The sequence below is a fragment of the Agrococcus sp. ARC_14 genome, from assembly GCF_022436485.1.
In the GTDB taxonomy this organism is placed as follows: domain Bacteria; phylum Actinomycetota; class Actinomycetes; order Actinomycetales; family Microbacteriaceae; genus Agrococcus.
Map to the genome: position 1 here is coordinate 2,167,254 of NZ_JAKUDO010000001.1, position 15,315 is coordinate 2,182,568.

Here is a 15,315-nt window from a genome sequence, read left to right on the forward strand (position 1 = left end):
TACTCTCGGCGCATGACTTCCCAGCGCTCGACCGCCCCCGGCCTTCGCTCCGCAGGTGTCGCCCTCGTGCTTGCCGCGGGCCTGCTCGTCAGCGGCTGCGGCCTGCTGCCGACGCCCTCCCCGACGCCCTCGGCGACAGCCGAGCCCGCTCCCTCGCCCAGCGGCCCCGCGGGCGAGGGTTCGCAGGCCGAGCAGTGCGCGCAGGTCACGACGGATGTGCAGGGCATCGCGACCGACGTCGGCCGGCTTGGCGAGCTGATCACCACCGACCTGCTCGGCGCCGTCGGGCTGCTCGGCCAGATCACCGAGCGGGTCGGCAACCTGCAGACGCGCATCACCGACCCTGCGCTGCTCGAGCGCATCGGCGAGATCCAGAGCGGCTGGAACGCGATCTACGAGGATGCGCAGAGCGCGATCGCCTCCGGCGACACGAGCGGCATCGAGCGCGCGATGACCTCGCTCACCGCGCTGGGCGAGCAGGTCGCATCGCTCCAGGAGTTCTGCGCGGGCACAGCATGAGCACGCCCCTGCTCGCGCTGCTGGACGGCTCGATCGTCGATGTGGCGCACCCGATCGTGCGCGCCGACGACCTCGGCGTCGTGCGTGGCGACGGCGTGTTCGACGCGACCCTCGTGCGTCGGGACGCGGATGGCACAGCGCACGTGCGCGACCGTCGGGCGCACCTCGACCGACTCGAGCGATCTGCCGCGATCCTGCAGCTGCCGGCGCCCGATCGCGCCGGCTACGAGCGCGCGATCGACGCGCTCGTCGCGACCTGGGACTTCTCGGCGGCACCGGAGGCCCTGATCCGGCTGGTGCTGACCCGCGGGCCCGAGTCGGGCGGCACCCCGACGGCCTTCGCCCTCATGGCGCCGCTGGGCGCATCCGCAGCCCGCGAGCGCGAGCAGGGCGTCTCCGTCACGCTGCTCGGCCGCGGGCACGACGGCGACGAGGTGGCTGCCATGCCGTGGCTGCTGCCGGGCGCGAAGAGCCTCTCGTACTCGATCAACATGGCGGCGAAGCGGCATGCGGTCGCGCACGGCTTCGACGACGTGGTCTTCGTCTCTCCCGCAGGAGCGCTGCTCGAGGGCCCCACCTCGACGCTCGTCGTCGATCGCGGCGGGCAGCTGCAGACGCCGCGACAGGACGGCATCCTCGCCTCGATCACCCTCGAGCACCTCATGCGGGAGGCGCCGGCGGCCGGCATCGTCGTGTCGTTCGCATCCCTCACGCCCGACGACCTGCGGTCGAGCGACGGCGCGTGGCTGCTCTCCTCGGGCCGGCTGCTGGCACGCGTCACGAGCGTCGACGGGCAGCCGCTGCCGAGCTCTCCGCTCGACGAGACCGTGCGTCGGCTGCTCGACGTCTGAGCGGCTACCGCGTCGAGGCGAGCAGCGTCGCGACGGCCTGCGCGGGCGCGCCCCGGTGCAGCACGGCGACGAGCAGCGCGTCGAGCGCGGCCGCTTCGACCACGAGCACCGCTGCAGCCGAGCGCAGCACAACGGCACCATCATCGCCCGCGCCCAGCACCCCGGCATCGGTCCTCACGCCCTCGCAGGCCGCGCCGAGCGCCTGCAGCGCCTCGAGCGCGTCGGTCGCGGCCAGCGCCGAGGGATAGCGCAGCACCACGAGCTCGAAGGGGCCGCCCGGTGCGGGATCGGCGGTGAACGTCATGGCTGCGGCGTCGATCGCCGCGCCGTCGACAGCGTCGGGATCGCCGCACGCGGGATCCGACTGCCGCGCGGCCGCCACGTGCGCGATGGCCAGCGCCGGGTCGACGCGCAGGGGTGGGGCGAACTCCGACCACTCGGCGCGCTGCTCGCCGTCGTCGCCGCGCCACGTCAGGGACGGCAGCTCGGCGGCGGCGGGCAGCAGCGCGATGAGGCTCGCCGGCAGCGTCGGAGGGGGCGAGGTCGTGGGCGTCGGCGGGCTCGACACGGGGCTCGGCGCTGGCGTCGGGCTCGGATGCTCGGATGCGGTGGTGACGGACGGCGGCACGTACGGCCCCTGCACGGTCGGCACCGCCGGCTCGGGCACCTCGATCGGCGGCGACAGCGGCTGCAGCACCACACCGGGCGGCGGGGCGACGACCGCGACCTGCGGATCCGGCGAAGGGGGCGGGGACGCCGGCGGTGTCTCCGGCGGGCCCGACACGAGGCCGCAGCCGACCATCGTCGCGACCGTCACTGCTGCCGCGGCGACCGTGACCATCCGAGGTCCGCGCCTCATGGCCCCATGATCCGCCCGCCGGGGCGTCGTTCGAGTGAGGCGCGGCGATCAGAGCGCCGGATCGTTGCCCATTCGTGATGCTGCGGCGAGCGGCTCGATCGCGGCGCGCACGGCCGTCGCCGCTGCGGCGCGCGCGGGGGTGCGCGTCCAGGCGACCAGCGCAGCGCATGCCGCGGCGACGATCGCGACCGGCGCCACCGCCGCATCCGTCGACTCCGGCAGCGCATCGCGCTCCAGCGCCAGCGCGAGCGCAGCTCGGTCGATGAGCGGCTGCAGGCGCGCGGGCGCGCCGTCGCGCAGCGCCTCCACCGCTCCCATCGCCTGCGCGTCGCGCAGCGCGGCCGGCGGCGTCGTGCCCCAGGGCTCGACCGCGCATGCGATGGCGTCGACGAGCCGGCGCAGCGCATCCCCCTCCCCGGTGGCGACAGCGTCGCCGGCCAGCGCGATCGCCGCGTCGAGCCCCACCCAGAGGGCGTCGGCCTTCGAGTCGCAGTAGGAGAAGACGGTGCCGCGCGAGACGCCGGCGCGACGAGCGATGTCGTCGACGCTCACCGCCTCGAAGCCGTGCTCGAGGAAGAGCTCGAGCGCAGCCTCGTGGATCGTCGCGGCGCTCGACGCGCGCGGCCGACCCGGTCCTCTCGATGCCATGGGAATCCCTCCTGCGGACTATTGTTGCACTCGGTATTGATATCTGCGCCGACACCGGCACCCGCTGAGGAGCACCCGTGACCACCCATACTGCGCCCGTCCCAGAGCGGCCGCACACCGCGACCCGCCGGGTCGCCGCCGCCGCGACCGTCGGCACCGCGCTCGAGTCCTACGACTTCTACACCTACTCCTACTTCGCCGCGTTCTTCGCCGGCCCCTTCTTCTTCTCGTCGCTCGGCACCACGGGAGCGCTGCTCGCCTCGTTCGCGACCATCGGCATCGCGTTCGTCGTGCGCCCGATCGGCGCCGTGCTCTTCGGCCACCTCGGCGACCGCATGGGGCGCCGCTCGACGCTCCTCATCACGATCACGCTCATGGGCGTCGCGACCGGGCTCGTCGGCCTGCTGCCCACCGGCGAGGGCTGGGCCATGTTCGGGGCCGTCGCGCTCGTGCTGCTGCGCATCGTGCAGGGCCTCTCGCTCGGCGGCGAGTGGGGTGGCGCGGTGCTGCTCGCGACCGAGCACTCCGATGCCCGCAGACGACCCTTCTTCGCCTCCCTGCCGCAGCTCGGCTCCCCCATCGGCTCGGTCGCCGCCGGCGGGCTCATGCTCGCGATGTTCTTCGGCCTCGGCCCCGAGGCGATGGCGGCGTGGGGCTGGCGCATCCCGTTCCTGCTCGCCATCCCGCTCATCGCGATCTCGCTCTACCTGCGCTGGTCGATCGACGAGACGCCGGTGTTCAAGGAGCTCGCCGCATCCGGCCAGCGCGAGAAGAACCCCGTCTGGGCAGCCATCCGCACCCAGCCCGCCGCCTTCGGCGTCGCGATCCTGGTCGCGCTGCTGGGCATCGGCTCCTACTCGCTCATGAACACCTACACGATGGGCTACGGGGTCACGGCGCTCGGCTTCGACGAGATGCAGCTGCTCACCGCCGCGACCATCGGCGGGCTGCTGCAGTTCGTCACGGTGCCCTTCTTCGGCTGGCTCGCGACCCGCGTCGGCTCTGCCCGCGTCGTGGGGCTGGGCGCCATCGGCACGCTGCTGATCGCGTTCCCGGTCTACTGGCTGCTCGGCGACGCCACCTTCGGCGTGCTCGTCACGCTCATGATCGTGGGCGGCATCCTGCCCACCGCGTCGTGGGCCGCACTGGGCGGCACGATGCAGGAGCTCTTCCGCGGCCGTCACGCCTACTCGGCGCTCTCGGTCGCCTATGCGCTCGCCGCGGTGCTCTCGGGCTTCATCCCCTACCTGACGGCCGAGCTCGGCGTGCTGACGGGCGGCGCCTGGTGGCACCCCGGCGTCGTGCTCGCCGTGCTGTCGGCACTGACGCTCGTCGGCGCCGTGATGGCGCAGCGGATGCGTCGCTTCGGCGACGAGGACATCGACGCCGCGCAGGCGGTCACCCGGGAGCTCGTGCCCGAGCCGGTCTGAGCGCGCCGCCCCTCCACCCTCCGCCCCTCCACGCAGAGATGTGGCGATGTGCTCCCGATCGCCCGATGAACGAGCACATCGCCACATCTCTGTCGCCAGGTGGAGGATGGGCGCATGGCCAAGTCGACGATCGCGCGGCACGCGAGCGCCGAGATGGAGATATCGCGCTCGCGCTTCGTGGCGACTGCGCACCGCATCGACTCGCTCGACGAGCTCGCCGAGCTCGTGCGCACGGCGCGCCGCGCGCATCCGGACGCCCGCCACGTCTGCAGCGCCGGCGTCGCGGGCGGCAACGGCGAGGCGAGCCGGTCGAACGACGACGGCGAGCCTGGCGGCACCGCCGGCGCACCGATCCTGTCGGCCATCGCGGGCCGTGACCTCACGGATGTCGCGGTGCTGGTCGTGCGCTGGTTCGGCGGCGTCAAGCTCGGCACCGGCGGGCTCGTGCGTGCGTACGGCGGCATCGCCGCACAGGCGCTGGATGCGGCTGGCAGGCTCGAGCGCGTGCCCGCAAGCGAGCTGCGGGGCAGGCTGGCGATGGCCGACGCGCCCCGCATCGAGCACGCGCTGCGCACCGCCGGTCACCAGCCGGTGGTCGACTACAGCCAAGCCGGCAGCGGCACTGGCGACAACGGCGACGCCGCCCTGCGCTTCACGGTCGACGACGCTCACCTGCGCGCGGCGCGAGCGCTGCTCGCCCAGCTCGGCGTCGCCCACGAGGCACGTGGCGGTCTGATGATCGAGCGGCCGCCGGGGGCGTCGTCGGCCGCAGGCCGGATACCGTGATGACATGGCCCGCTCCCCCAAGCCCACGCCGCTGTGGATCCCTATCGTCGCCGCCGCGTGCTTCGCGCTGGCCGCAGTGCTGCAGACCGACACCTTCTCGACCGTGATGTTCGGGATCGCCGCCGCGGTGCTCGCGGTCACCGCGGTCGTGCAGTGGCGGCTGCGCCGTCGCGACTCCTGAGCGACCCGCGCCCGTCGTCACGCGCTGACCGAGCCCCTGACGCATCCGCCGTAGACTCTTCCCAGCACAACCAGGCATCAAGCCGGAGCCACCGGCGCAGACGCGATGCCGCGCACATCGAAAGCGAGACGCCATGAGCGCCATGCCCGCCAACGCCGCGATCCCCGACCGCCCCGCCCTCGAAGGACTCGAGGAGAAGTGGGGCAAGCGCTGGGAGGCTGCAGGCACCTATCGCTTCGATGGCGCCGGGCACGACGGCACCCCGCTGGACCGTGACGCGATCTTCTCGATCGACACGCCGCCGCCCACCGCATCCGGCTCGCTCCACGTCGGCCACGTGTTCTCGTACACGCACACCGATGTCGTCGCACGCTTCCAGCGCATGCGCGGCAAGCACGTCTTCTACCCGATGGGCTGGGATGACAACGGCCTGCCGACCGAGCGCCGCGTGCAGAACTACTACGGCGTCCGGGTCGACCCGACGCTCCCCTACGACGCCGACTTCACGCCCCCGCAGGAGGGCGGCGAGGGCAAGAGCTCGAAGCCCGGCGACCAGCTGCCCGTCTCGCGGCGCAACTTCATCGAGCTGTGCGAGCGCCTCACCGAAGAGGATGAGGAGCGCTTCGAGCACCTGTGGCGCACGCTCGGCCTCTCGGTCGACTGGCAGCAGTCATACCGCACCATCTCGGACGACGCGCGTCGCACCTCCCAGCTCGCCTTCCTGCGCAACCTCGAGCGCGGCGAGGCGTACCAGGCGGATGCGCCGACGCTGTGGGATGTGACGTTCCGCACCGCCGTGGCCCAGGCAGAGCTCGAGGACCGCGAGCAGCCCGGCAGCTATCACACGCTGCTCTTCGGAAGCGAGGACGGCGATCTGCGCATCGACACCACGCGCCCCGAGCTGCTGGCGTCGTGCGTGGCCGTGGTCGCGCATCCGGACGACGAGCGCTACCAGCATCTGTTCGGCACCACCGTGACCACCCCGGTGTTCGGCGTCGAGGTGCCGTTCGTCAAGCACGAGCTCGCCCAGGTCGACAAGGGCACCGGCGTCGCCATGATCTGCACCTTCGGCGACCTGACGGATGTGATCTGGTGGCGTGAGCTGCAGCTGCCGAGCCGCTCCGTGATGGGCTTCGACGGCCGCTTCGTGGCCGATGCCCCCGAGGCGCTGGTGTCGGAGGACGCGAAGGCGGCCTATGCAGAGCTGGCGGGCAAGACGGTCTTCAGCGCCAAGAAGACGATGCTCGAGCTGCTGGCGGCCGCCGGCCGCACGGTCGGCGAGCCGCGCACGATCACGCACCCGGTGAAGTTCTTCGAGAAGGGCGACAAGCCGCTCGAGATCGTGTCGACCCTGCAGTGGTACATCAAGAACGGCGGCCGCGACGAGGACTTGCAGCAGCGCCTCATCGCGCTGGGTCGCGAAGTCGCCTGGCACCCGGAGCACATGCGCACGCGCTACGAGAACTGGGTGCACGGCCTCAACGGCGACTGGCTCATCTCGCGCCAGCGCTTCTTCGGCGTGCCGATCCCCGTCTGGTACCGGCTCGACGAGCAGGGCGAGCGCATCGACGGCGGCGTGCTGCTGCCGAAGCTCGACCAGCTGCCGCTCGACCCCACGTCCGATGTGCCGGAGGGCTTCGACGAATCGCAGCGCGGCGCCCCTGGCGGCTTCGTCGGCGAGATCGACATCATGGACACCTGGGCGACCTCGTCGCTCACGCCCCAGCTCGCGGGCGGATGGGCCGACAGCGCCGATGGCGGCGATGCGCTCTGGCAGCAGATCGCGCCGTTCGACCTGCGGCCACAGGGTCAGGACATCATCCGCACCTGGCTCTTCTCGACCCTGCTGCGCTCGATGTTCGAGGATGGCCGCGCGCCCTGGAAGCACGCAGCGCTCTCGGGCTGGATCCTCGACCCCGACCGCAAGAAGATGTCGAAGTCGAAGGGCAACGTCGTCACGCCGCTCGGCATGCTCGAGGACCACGGCTCCGACGGCGTGCGCTACTGGGCGGCCTCGTCGCGCCTGGGGGTCGACGCCACGCTCGACCCGCAGAACCCGAAGATGATCAAGATCGGGCGCCGCCTGGCGATGAAGGTGCTCAACGCCGCCAAGTTCGTGCTCGCGATGGAGGGCGCACCTGGCGAGGTCACCGAGCGGCTCGACCGCGAGATGCTCGCCGAGCTGGCCACGGTCGTGCGCGCGGCGACGCGCGCCTTCGATGGCTACGACCACGCGAAGGCGCTCGAAGTCACCGAGGCGTTCTTCTGGACCTTCTGCGACGACTACCTCGAGCTCGTGAAGGAGCGCGCCTACGCGGGTGACGAGGAGGGCCGCGGCTCGGCCATCGCAGCGCTGCGCCTCGCCATCGACGTGCAGCTGCGCCTGCTGGCGCCGTTCCTGCCGTTCGCGACCGAGGAGGTCTGGTCCTGGTCGCACGAGGACTCGATCCACCTGGCCTCGTGGCCGACGGACGAGGAGCTCGGCTGCGGCGTCGACGCGCTCGGCAACGGCGCCACCGGCATGCTCGCGACCGTCGGCCAGGCGCTCATCGGCATCCGCAGGGCGAAGACGGATGCGAAGGCGAGCCAGAAGACGCCGGTCGCCTCCGCGATCATCGCCGTCCCCGCAGCGCTGCGCGAGCACCTGGAGGCGGCAGCGAGCGACCTCAAGGCGGTGGGCCGCATCAGCGAGCTCTCGCTCGTGGAGGCGGACGAGCTCGCGGTGGGCGAGATCGTGCTCGAGGAGGCCTGATGCAGATCGGCACCCGCTGGGCGGTCGGCGGCGAGCAGCCGCGGGCGGTGCCGACCGCGATGCGGGCGGCCATCGACGACGAGGAGCGCACGCTCGTCGAGCTGGGCGCCGACACCTCGAGTTGGCGCTGGACGCTGACCTTCCTCGAGGGGCTGCCGGTCGTCGAGCTCGACGACGGCACGACCATCCGCCTCGATGGCGACGACGTGCTGGTCACCCGCGAGCAGTGACCTCCGTCGCCCCTGCTGCCTGAGCCGCTCCGGCACCGCAGGTGCCTGAGCGTGTCGAAGGCCGCCTACCAGCGCCTCGACACGCTTAGCGAGCGAGGATTGTCAGCGCGCCAGGATCCACCCGTGCAGCATCGCCATCCAGCCGTCCTCGTCGCGCGACCACGCGCCCCACGCATCAGAGATCGCCTGCCGCTGCGTCGCATCCGCGAGCCCGTGCCGCTCGGTGCCGTCGGCGAAGGCCGAGTGCAGCGCCCGCTCGACCCACTGGCCGCCCCAGAACGCGCGGCCGGCCGCTGACTCGAAGCACCAGGTCTCGACGTCGGTCTCGACGCTCGTGAAGCCGGCGGACCGGGCCCAGGACTTGAGCTTCGCACCCGCGTCGCCGTCGCCGCCATTGGCACCCTGCAGCTGCACCATCAGCTCGCGCCAGCGGGCAAGCTCCGGGGTGAGCGGATGGATCGTGGTCGCCGAGTAGACCACCTCGCGCGCCGCGACCAGGTCGCCGATCGCACGCCACGCGCCCAGCGCCGCGACCGGATCCCCGAGGTGCTGCAGCACCTGATGCGCGTGCACGACATCCCACTGCTCCCCCGGCGTCGGGTCGTAGGCGTCGCCGACGCGGAACTCGACGTTCGCGACGCGCGCCTGGGCGGCAGCAGCCCGCGCCGTCTCGACGACCTCGGCGCTCGCATCGATCCCGACGACGTGGCCCGTCTCGCCCACCCGCCGCGCGAGGTCGATCGTGATCGAGCCGGGGCCGCAGCCGACGTCGAGGATGCGCGTGCCGGGCTCCAGCAGCGGCGAGAGATAGGCGGCCGAGTTCGCGACGGTGCGAGCGGCGTGCGCGCCCACGACGGAGGCGTGGTGGCCATGCGAGTAGGTTGCAGCGGACATGTCCTGACTCTATGACGCAGCCCGTGCAGAGCGGCGCCGCCTAGGGTGGATCGCATGACCAATCCCTTCCTCACGCCGAGCACGCTCCCGTACCAGCTGCCGCCCTTCGCCGACATCCGCGACGAGCACTACGAGGAGGCCTTCGAGGCCGGGTTCGCCGAGCAGGCACAGGAGGTGCGCGCCATCACCGTCGTGCGATCGATGCCGACGTTCGAGAACACCATCGAGCCGCTCGAGCGCTCCGGCGCCATCCTCTCGCGGGTCGCGCACGTCTTCTTCAGCATGACCTCGACCGACTCCTCCCCCTTCTTCGAGGAGCTCGAGGAGCGCTTCGCGCCGCGCTTCGCCGCGCACGTCGACTCGATCACCCTCGACCCGTTCCTCTACGCGCGCATCCGCACCCTCCACGATGAGCCGCGGCCCGAGTGGACCGACGAGCAGCGCTATCTGGTGGAGCGCAAGTTCACCGAGATGACGGTCGCCGGCGCAGGCCTCGACGATGCGTCGCGCGAGCGCCTCAAGCAGCTCAACCAGCAGATCGCCACCCTCACGACGCGCTTCGACAAGCACCTCCAGGCCGACACGAACGACCTCGCGGTCGTGATCGAGTCGGCGGCCGAGCTCGACGGGCTCTCCGACGGCGAGATCCAGGCGGCAGCCTCGGCCGCCGCCGAGCGCGGCCTCGAGGGCGCATGGCTCATCACCCTGCCGCTGTTCACCGGCCACCCGTGGCTCGCCTCGCTCACGAACCGCGACGTCCGCAGCCGCGTGCTGGAGGCATCCCTCGCCCGCGGCACGCGCGGCAACGACCACGACAACCGCGAGACGGTGCTCGAGCTCACCGCGGCGCGCGCCGAGCGCGCGCAGCTGCTCGGCTTCGCGACGCACGCCCATGCGATCACCGCGGACGAGACCGCCGGCAGCCCCGACAACGTCATGGCGATGCTCACGAAGCTCGCCCCGCCCGCCGCTGCGAACGCGAAGGCGGAGGCCGCCGCGCTGCAGGCGCAGATCGACGCGGCCGGCGAGGGCTACCAGCTCGCCGCCTGGGATTGGGACTACTGGACCGAGAAGGAGCGCACGGCACGCTTCGACGTCGACACCGCTGCCCTGCGCCCCTACTTCGAGTCGGAGCGCGTGCTGTGGGACGGCGTCTTCCACGCGGCGACGCAGGTCTACGGCGTCACCTTCGCGGAGCGGGAGGACCTTGTCGGCTACCACCCGGATGTGCGTGTCTTCGAGGTGCGCAACGAGGATGGCAGCGAGGTCGGGCTCTACCTGCTCGACCTCTACACGCGCGACGCGAAGCGCGGGGGCGCCTGGATGAACCCGCTCATCCAGCAGAACACGCTGCTCGGCCACCCGACCGTCGTGATGAACAACCTCAACGTGCCCAAGCCCCCGGCCGGCACCCCGACGCTGCTCACCTTCGACGAGACGACGACGCTCTTCCACGAGTTCGGCCACGCGCTGCACGGGCTGTTCGCACAGGTCACCTATCCCTCGTTCGGCGGCACGAACGTGTTCCGCGACTTCGTCGAGTTCCCGAGCCAGGTGAACGAGATGTGGATGCTGTGGCCCGGCATCGTCGACAACTACGCCAAGCACATCGAGACGGGCGAGCCGCTGCCCGCCGACGTGATCGAGCGACTGCAGGCCTCGGAGTCGTTCAACCAGGGACACGACACGAGCGAGTACCTCGCGGCGTCGCTGCTCGACCAGGCGTGGCATGCGCGCACCGCGGGCGACGATGTGACGGATGTCGCTGCCTTCGAGCGCGCGGCGCTGGAGCGTGTCGGCCTGCTGAGCGACACCGTGCCGACGCGCTACTCGACCGGCTACTTCCAGCACGTGTTCTCCGGCGGCTACTCGGCCGGCTACTACTCCTACATCTGGTCGGAGGTCATGGACGCCGACACCGTCGAGTGGTTCAAGCAGCAGCCCTCGATCCGCGAGGCCGGGCAGCGCTTCCGTGAGCGGCTGCTGGGCGTCGGCGGCTCGAAGGATCCGCTGGCGGCCTTCCGCGACTTCCTCGGCCGCGACGCCGACATCGCGCCGCTGCTGGAGCGGCGCGGCCTGACGGGCTAGGCGCCGCAGGTTGAGGAGGCCGCGGGCGCAGCCCGCTGCCGCCACGAAACCGGAGGCGGCGACTGCTCCCTCCTGCGATCGCGTGACGCGGGCCGGCTGCGCCGGCGCGCTCCTCGATCTCCGGACGGAGCGGCTCAGCGCGCGCGGCCCGCCTGCAGCACCAGCCAGATGAAGTAGGGGATGCCGACCAGCGCCGTCATGACGCCGGCGGGCAGCTGCGCGGGGGCGATCAGCGTGCGGCCGAGCGTGTCGGCCAGCAGCGTCAGCGAGCCGCCCAGCAGGGCAGCCAGCGGCAGCAGCACCCGGTGCCGCGCACCGACCAGCGCGCGTGCCGCGTGCGGTGCGACCAGGCCGACGAAGGCCACGACCCCGATCGCAGCGACCGCCGTCGAGGCAAGCGCGACGGCCATCCCGAGCGCGATCACCTGCACGGCCGTCAGTCGCACCCCGAGCAGCCTCGGGGTCGACTCGTCGAGCTGGGCGAGATCGAGATCGCGGTGCATCCACAGCAGGCCGATGCCGGCCAGCACGATCACGACCGCGACCGGCACCGCATCCTCGAAGCCGCGCCCATAGGTCGAGCCCGCGAGCCAGACGATGGCCTTGCCCTGGTTGAAGGGATCGGTCGTGACGATGAGCAGGCTCGTGAGCGCCGCGGTGGCCGCAGACATCGCGAGCCCCGTGAGCACGAGCCGCAGCGAGCCGAGCCGTCGCCAGCCGACCAGCAGCAGCACCACCACCCCTGCCAGTGCGCCGCCACCGAGCGCGCTGCCCGCGATGGCCCAGCCGGTCGCGACCGGCACGAGCGTGATGATGCCGACGGCGCCCAGGCCTGCGCCACCCGCGACGCCCAGCAGATAGGGCTCGGCGAGCGCGTTGCGCGCCACCGCCTGCACGAGCGCACCGGAGAGCGCCAGCGCGACGCCGGCGAGCACCGCGGCGACGATCCTCGGCGCGCGCGCATCGAGCGTCAGCCGCACCGCATCCCCCGCACGGCCCGCGAGCCAGTTGACGACGTCGCCGAGCAGCAGCATCCGATCGCCCAGCAGCACGGCGGCCACCGTCATCACCGCGAGCACGATGGCCGCGAGCACGATCGGCAGCCAGGCGCTCCGCGCGATCGTGCGAGCGCCGAGCACCGTCATCGACTCGGTCTCGGAGGCGCCCGCCATGCTGCGTGCGAGCACGATGATGCAGACCGCGCCGATCAGGCTCGTGACCACGCCTGTGGGCACGTCGAGCGCGGCTTGGCCGGACAGCACGGCGCGCAGCAGCACATCCGCACCGACCACCAGCACGGCGCCTGCGAGCGCCGCGAGCGGGATGGCGACGAGATGACGCGCGGCGCCGTGGATGCGGCTCGCGAGCATGCGGATGACGATCGGCGCGGCGAGGCCGACGAACCCGATCGGGCCGGCGATCGCCACGGCGGCTGCGGCAAGGGCGACCGAGGCGACGAGCGCGCTGAGCCGAAGGCTGCCGACGCCGACGCCGATGGTCGTCGCCGCCTCCTCGCCGAGCGCGAGCACGTCGAGCCTGCGCGCGAGCAGCAGCAGCACGGCGATGCCGAGCACCACCACCGGCAGCAGCTGCGCGACGGTCGCCATGCCGTTCTGCGAGAGCTGGCCGACGCCCCAGGCGTAGAGGCCGGACGTCTCCTGCTCGGCGAGGATGATCGTGACGGTCGTGACCGACTGCAGCGCGAGCGCGAGCGCGGTGCCGACGAGCACCATCTGCGTCGTCGATCCCCTGCCACGGCCGAGCGCGACGACCGCCAGCGCTGCGATCAGACCGCCGGCGAACGCGAGACCCGCACCGCCCAGCCCCGGCAGGCTGATGCCGAACACGGCGGCGAGCGCGATGGCAGCGCTCGCGCCGCCGTTCACGGCGAGCGTGTCCGGCGAGGCGAGCGGATTGCCGGTGAGCGTCTGCATCACGTAGCCGGCGGCGCCGAGCGCGAGCCCGACGACGATCGCCGCCGCGATGCGCGGCAGCCGGCTCTCGACGATCACCGCGGCGTCGCCATCGGCCCCGCCGAGCCATCCCAGCAGCTCGGGCAGGCCGATCGCGGTGGTGCCCTGGGTGACGTGCCACGCGGCGAGCGCGCAGAGGGCGACGAGGAGGGCCGCGCCGAGCGCGAGCCCTCCCGGTCGGGTCCGCCTCACGGCGTCGGGGCGAGTGCCGCGACGAGCGAGTCGAGGTAGGCCGTCAGCGAGTCGACGCCGCCGAAGAGCCAGATGCCGTCAGGCAGCCGGTGGACGTTGCCGGCCTGCACGGTCGGCAACCCCGTCCAGATCGCGTTGTCGGCGAGCTGGTTCTGGAACACGTCGTCGTCGCCGACGGCCATGTAGAGGATGTGGGTGTCGTCGGCGAGCGCGGTGAGGCCCTCGACGTCGGTCGCACCGAGCCCGTACTGCGCATCGCCTGCTTCCGCCCAGCCGTTCTCGAAGCCGATGGCTTCAAACGCCGCGGGCAGCAGCGCTCCATCGGCATAGGGGCGGATGGAGATCTGGCCGCCGGTGTCGTACCCGTCCATCTGCGCGAGCGACGTGCCCGTGAGGCCCGCGTCGTCCACCGTCGCCGTCAGCTCCTCGACGTGCGTCTGGAATGCGGTGATCGCCGCCTCGGCGGCATCCCCACCTCCGACCGCCTCGCCGACGAGGCGCAGGTCTGCGTACATCGTCTCGAGCGGATCCGCGGCGTCGGCGCCCTGCAGCACCAGCACGGGCGCGATCGCCTCGAGGTCGGCATAGGCGCCCTCATCGCGGCCCGCGACCGCCACGATCAGGTCGGGCGCGAGCCCGGCGATCGCGTCGACCGACGGCTCGATGCGCGTGCCGACGTCGGTCGGCTCGCCCTCGAGCGGTGCCCCGAAGCCCGCCCAGTCCTCGTAGCCGGCGACATCCGCGACACCGATCGGCGCGATCCCGACCGTCTGCAGGTGCTCGACGGCGGACCACTCGAGCGCGACGACATCCTCGACCCCTGCGGGGATCTCGACCTCGACGCCACGGGCATCCGTCACCGTGACGGCCTCGCCGGCGGCACCGGGAGCCGGGGTCTCGGCAGGCGCCTCGGTGGTGCCGCACGCGGCGAGCGCGAGCGCAGTGAGCACGGCGGCGCCGGCAAGCAGGGGCCTCGGGAGCGACATTCGCTGGGGCATGGTCAGCCTTCCTCGGCTCGAGGCGCGCAGCCTTCGAGCCTGGTGGTGGAGCGCGTCACGCGGCGCGGGACGCTGCCAGCCGGCGGCGGAGCCGCTGCGGCCGGATGCGGAGACCGTCTGCGACGGGCTCGACGTCGATCGGCACCTCGTAGGCGGCGCTGAGGCGATCGGCCGTCAGCACCTCCTCGGGCGTGCCGGTGGCAAGGATCCGGCCGTGCACGAGCAGCACGACCTCGTCGGCGACCTCTGCGGCCTGCTCGAGGTCGTGCAGCACGATGCCGACCGCGACGCCCTCGTCGGCGAGGTCGCGCACGATCTCGAGGATCTCGCGCTGGTAGCGCACGTCGAGGAAGGTGGTGGGCTCGTCGAGCAGCACGATGCCGGTCTGCTGGGCGAGGCAGGTGGCGAGCCACACGCGCTGGCGCTGCCCGCCGGAGAGCTGCGCGACCGGGTGGTCGCCGAACGCTGCGATGCCGGTCGCGGCCATCGCCCTGTCGATCACGTCGGCGCCGTCGGGGTCGCCGGTGCGGAAGCGGCCGCGGTGCGCAAAGCGACCGTAGGCGACGACCTCGCGCACGCTCACGCCCGAGGGATCGGGGTGCGACTGCGCGAGCAGGGCGATGCGGCGTGCCAGATCGCGCTCCCCCAGCGCCGAGGCGTCGGCGCCGTCTGCGAACACGACCGTGCCGCCCGTCGGGCGGTGCAGGGCGGTCAGGCCGCGCAGCAGCGTCGACTTGCCGCTGCCGTTCGGGCCCACCAGCGCGGTGACCGTGCCGGGCACGAGGGCGATGGATGCCTCATGGACGATCCGCTCCCGGCCGTACGCGAGCGAGACGTCGGTCGCGCGCAGCGCATGGAGTCCGTTGGTCACGAGGTAAGGCTAGCCTTACCTCAGCCGGAAGCGCAATTCGCTG

The 15,315-nt window shown here is 72.4% G+C and carries 14 protein-coding genes; 8 read left to right on the top strand and 6 right to left on the bottom strand.

Annotated features, from left to right (window positions below):
- Positions 1-12 precede the first annotated feature (12 nt).
- Positions 13-519 (top strand): hypothetical protein, encoded by a 507-nt coding sequence (locus MKD51_RS10755; RefSeq protein WP_240240300.1) that lies wholly within the window; start codon positions 13-15, stop codon positions 517-519.
- On the top strand, positions 516-1,370 hold the full coding sequence (locus tag MKD51_RS10760; protein WP_240240301.1) for an aminotransferase class IV: 855 nt from the start codon (positions 516-518) through the stop codon (positions 1,368-1,370). The genes MKD51_RS10755 and MKD51_RS10760 overlap by 4 nt, the downstream gene beginning before the upstream one ends.
- 4 nt (positions 1,371-1,374) lie before the next feature.
- Here the strand turns inward: MKD51_RS10760 and MKD51_RS10765 are convergent, their stop codons facing one another.
- Together MKD51_RS10765 and MKD51_RS10770 are read right to left on the bottom strand one after the other, a co-directional pair.
- A complete protein-coding gene (locus MKD51_RS10765) occupies positions 1,375-2,229 on the bottom strand; it encodes a hypothetical protein (protein WP_240240302.1) in 855 nt (284 codons plus the stop codon).
- Between the two features lie 48 nt (positions 2,230-2,277).
- Positions 2,278-2,877 (bottom strand): TetR/AcrR family transcriptional regulator, encoded by a 600-nt coding sequence (locus tag MKD51_RS10770; RefSeq protein ID WP_240240303.1) that lies wholly within the window; start codon positions 2,875-2,877, stop codon positions 2,278-2,280.
- Positions 2,878-2,954: 77 nt separating this feature from the next.
- Here MKD51_RS10770 and MKD51_RS10775 point away from each other — a divergent pair, with 77 nt between their 5' ends.
- The 5 genes from MKD51_RS10775 (at position 2,955) to MKD51_RS10795 (ending at position 8,256) form a co-directional block, all read left to right on the top strand.
- Positions 2,955-4,307: an MFS transporter gene (locus MKD51_RS10775; protein WP_240240304.1), complete on the top strand. Its 1,353-nt coding sequence runs from the start codon at positions 2,955-2,957 to the stop codon at positions 4,305-4,307.
- A gap of 114 nt (positions 4,308-4,421) precedes the next feature.
- Complete coding sequence (locus MKD51_RS10780; RefSeq protein WP_240240305.1) at positions 4,422-5,093, top strand: YigZ family protein; 672 nt, start codon at positions 4,422-4,424, stop codon at positions 5,091-5,093.
- 4 nt (positions 5,094-5,097) lie between these two features.
- A complete protein-coding gene (locus MKD51_RS10785) occupies positions 5,098-5,274 on the top strand; it encodes a hypothetical protein (protein WP_240240306.1) in 177 nt (58 codons plus the stop codon).
- A 133-nt stretch (positions 5,275-5,407) separates the two neighbouring features.
- Positions 5,408-8,026 carry a valine--tRNA ligase gene (gene valS, locus MKD51_RS10790; protein WP_240240307.1) on the top strand — a complete coding sequence of 873 codons (2,619 nt, stop codon included), beginning with the start codon at positions 5,408-5,410 and terminating at the stop codon, positions 8,024-8,026.
- Positions 8,026-8,256, top strand: a complete 231-nt coding sequence (locus MKD51_RS10795) for a hypothetical protein (protein ID WP_240240308.1) — start codon at positions 8,026-8,028, stop codon at positions 8,254-8,256. Before valS ends, MKD51_RS10795 begins: the two co-directional genes overlap by 1 nt.
- Positions 8,257-8,358: 102 nt before the next feature.
- Here MKD51_RS10795 and MKD51_RS10800 read toward each other — a convergent pair whose 3' ends face one another.
- Positions 8,359-9,150 carry a methyltransferase domain-containing protein gene (locus MKD51_RS10800; RefSeq protein ID WP_240240309.1) on the bottom strand — a complete coding sequence of 264 codons (792 nt, stop codon included), beginning with the start codon at positions 9,148-9,150 and terminating at the stop codon, positions 8,359-8,361.
- Between the two features lie 54 nt (positions 9,151-9,204).
- On the opposite strand from MKD51_RS10800, the gene MKD51_RS10805 reads away from it, so the two are divergent.
- Entirely contained in the window at positions 9,205-11,238 is a 2,034-nt protein-coding gene (locus MKD51_RS10805; protein ID WP_240240310.1) for a M3 family metallopeptidase, read from the top strand.
- A 134-nt stretch (positions 11,239-11,372) separates the two neighbouring features.
- On the opposite strand, the gene MKD51_RS10810 is transcribed toward MKD51_RS10805, so the two are convergent.
- Genes MKD51_RS10810 through MKD51_RS10820 form a run of 3 tightly spaced genes read right to left on the bottom strand, consistent with a single transcriptional unit; the run spans position 11,373 to position 15,272 of the window.
- Positions 11,373-13,403, bottom strand: a complete 2,031-nt coding sequence (locus tag MKD51_RS10810; RefSeq protein ID WP_240240311.1) for an iron ABC transporter permease — start codon at positions 13,401-13,403, stop codon at positions 11,373-11,375.
- Positions 13,400-14,401: an iron-siderophore ABC transporter substrate-binding protein gene (locus MKD51_RS10815; protein ID WP_240240312.1), complete on the bottom strand. Its 1,002-nt coding sequence runs from the start codon at positions 14,399-14,401 to the stop codon at positions 13,400-13,402. Before MKD51_RS10815 ends, MKD51_RS10810 begins: the two co-directional genes overlap by 4 nt.
- A gap of 55 nt (positions 14,402-14,456) precedes the next feature.
- Positions 14,457-15,272, bottom strand: coding sequence for an ABC transporter ATP-binding protein (locus tag MKD51_RS10820; protein WP_240240313.1), 816 nt, complete (start codon positions 15,270-15,272; stop codon positions 14,457-14,459).
- Between the last annotated feature and the right edge of the window lie 43 nt (positions 15,273-15,315).

Excerpts from the sequence above, each read along its gene's own strand:
- MKD51_RS10795 (WP_240240308.1), top strand. The coding sequence starts at position 8,026 with ATGCAGATCGGCACCCGCTGGGCGGTCGGCGGCGAGCAGCCGCGGGCG.
- MKD51_RS10780 (WP_240240305.1), top strand. The coding sequence starts at position 4,422 with ATGGCCAAGTCGACGATCGCGCGGCACGCGAGCGCCGAGATGGAGATA.
- valS (WP_240240307.1), top strand. The coding sequence starts at position 5,408 with ATGAGCGCCATGCCCGCCAACGCCGCGATCCCCGACCGCCCCGCCCTC.
- MKD51_RS10805 (WP_240240310.1), top strand. The coding sequence starts at position 9,205 with ATGACCAATCCCTTCCTCACGCCGAGCACGCTCCCGTACCAGCTGCCG.
- MKD51_RS10760 (WP_240240301.1), top strand. The coding sequence starts at position 516 with ATGAGCACGCCCCTGCTCGCGCTGCTGGACGGCTCGATCGTCGATGTG.
- MKD51_RS10765 (WP_240240302.1), bottom strand. The coding sequence starts at position 2,229 with ATGAGGCGCGGACCTCGGATGGTCACGGTCGCCGCGGCAGCAGTGACG.
- MKD51_RS10815 (WP_240240312.1), bottom strand. The coding sequence starts at position 14,401 with ATGCCCCAGCGAATGTCGCTCCCGAGGCCCCTGCTTGCCGGCGCCGCC.
- MKD51_RS10770 (WP_240240303.1), bottom strand. The coding sequence starts at position 2,877 with ATGGCATCGAGAGGACCGGGTCGGCCGCGCGCGTCGAGCGCCGCGACG.
- MKD51_RS10800 (WP_240240309.1), bottom strand. The coding sequence starts at position 9,150 with ATGTCCGCTGCAACCTACTCGCATGGCCACCACGCCTCCGTCGTGGGC.
- MKD51_RS10785 (WP_240240306.1), top strand. The coding sequence starts at position 5,098 with ATGGCCCGCTCCCCCAAGCCCACGCCGCTGTGGATCCCTATCGTCGCC.
- MKD51_RS10755 (WP_240240300.1), top strand. The coding sequence starts at position 13 with ATGACTTCCCAGCGCTCGACCGCCCCCGGCCTTCGCTCCGCAGGTGTC.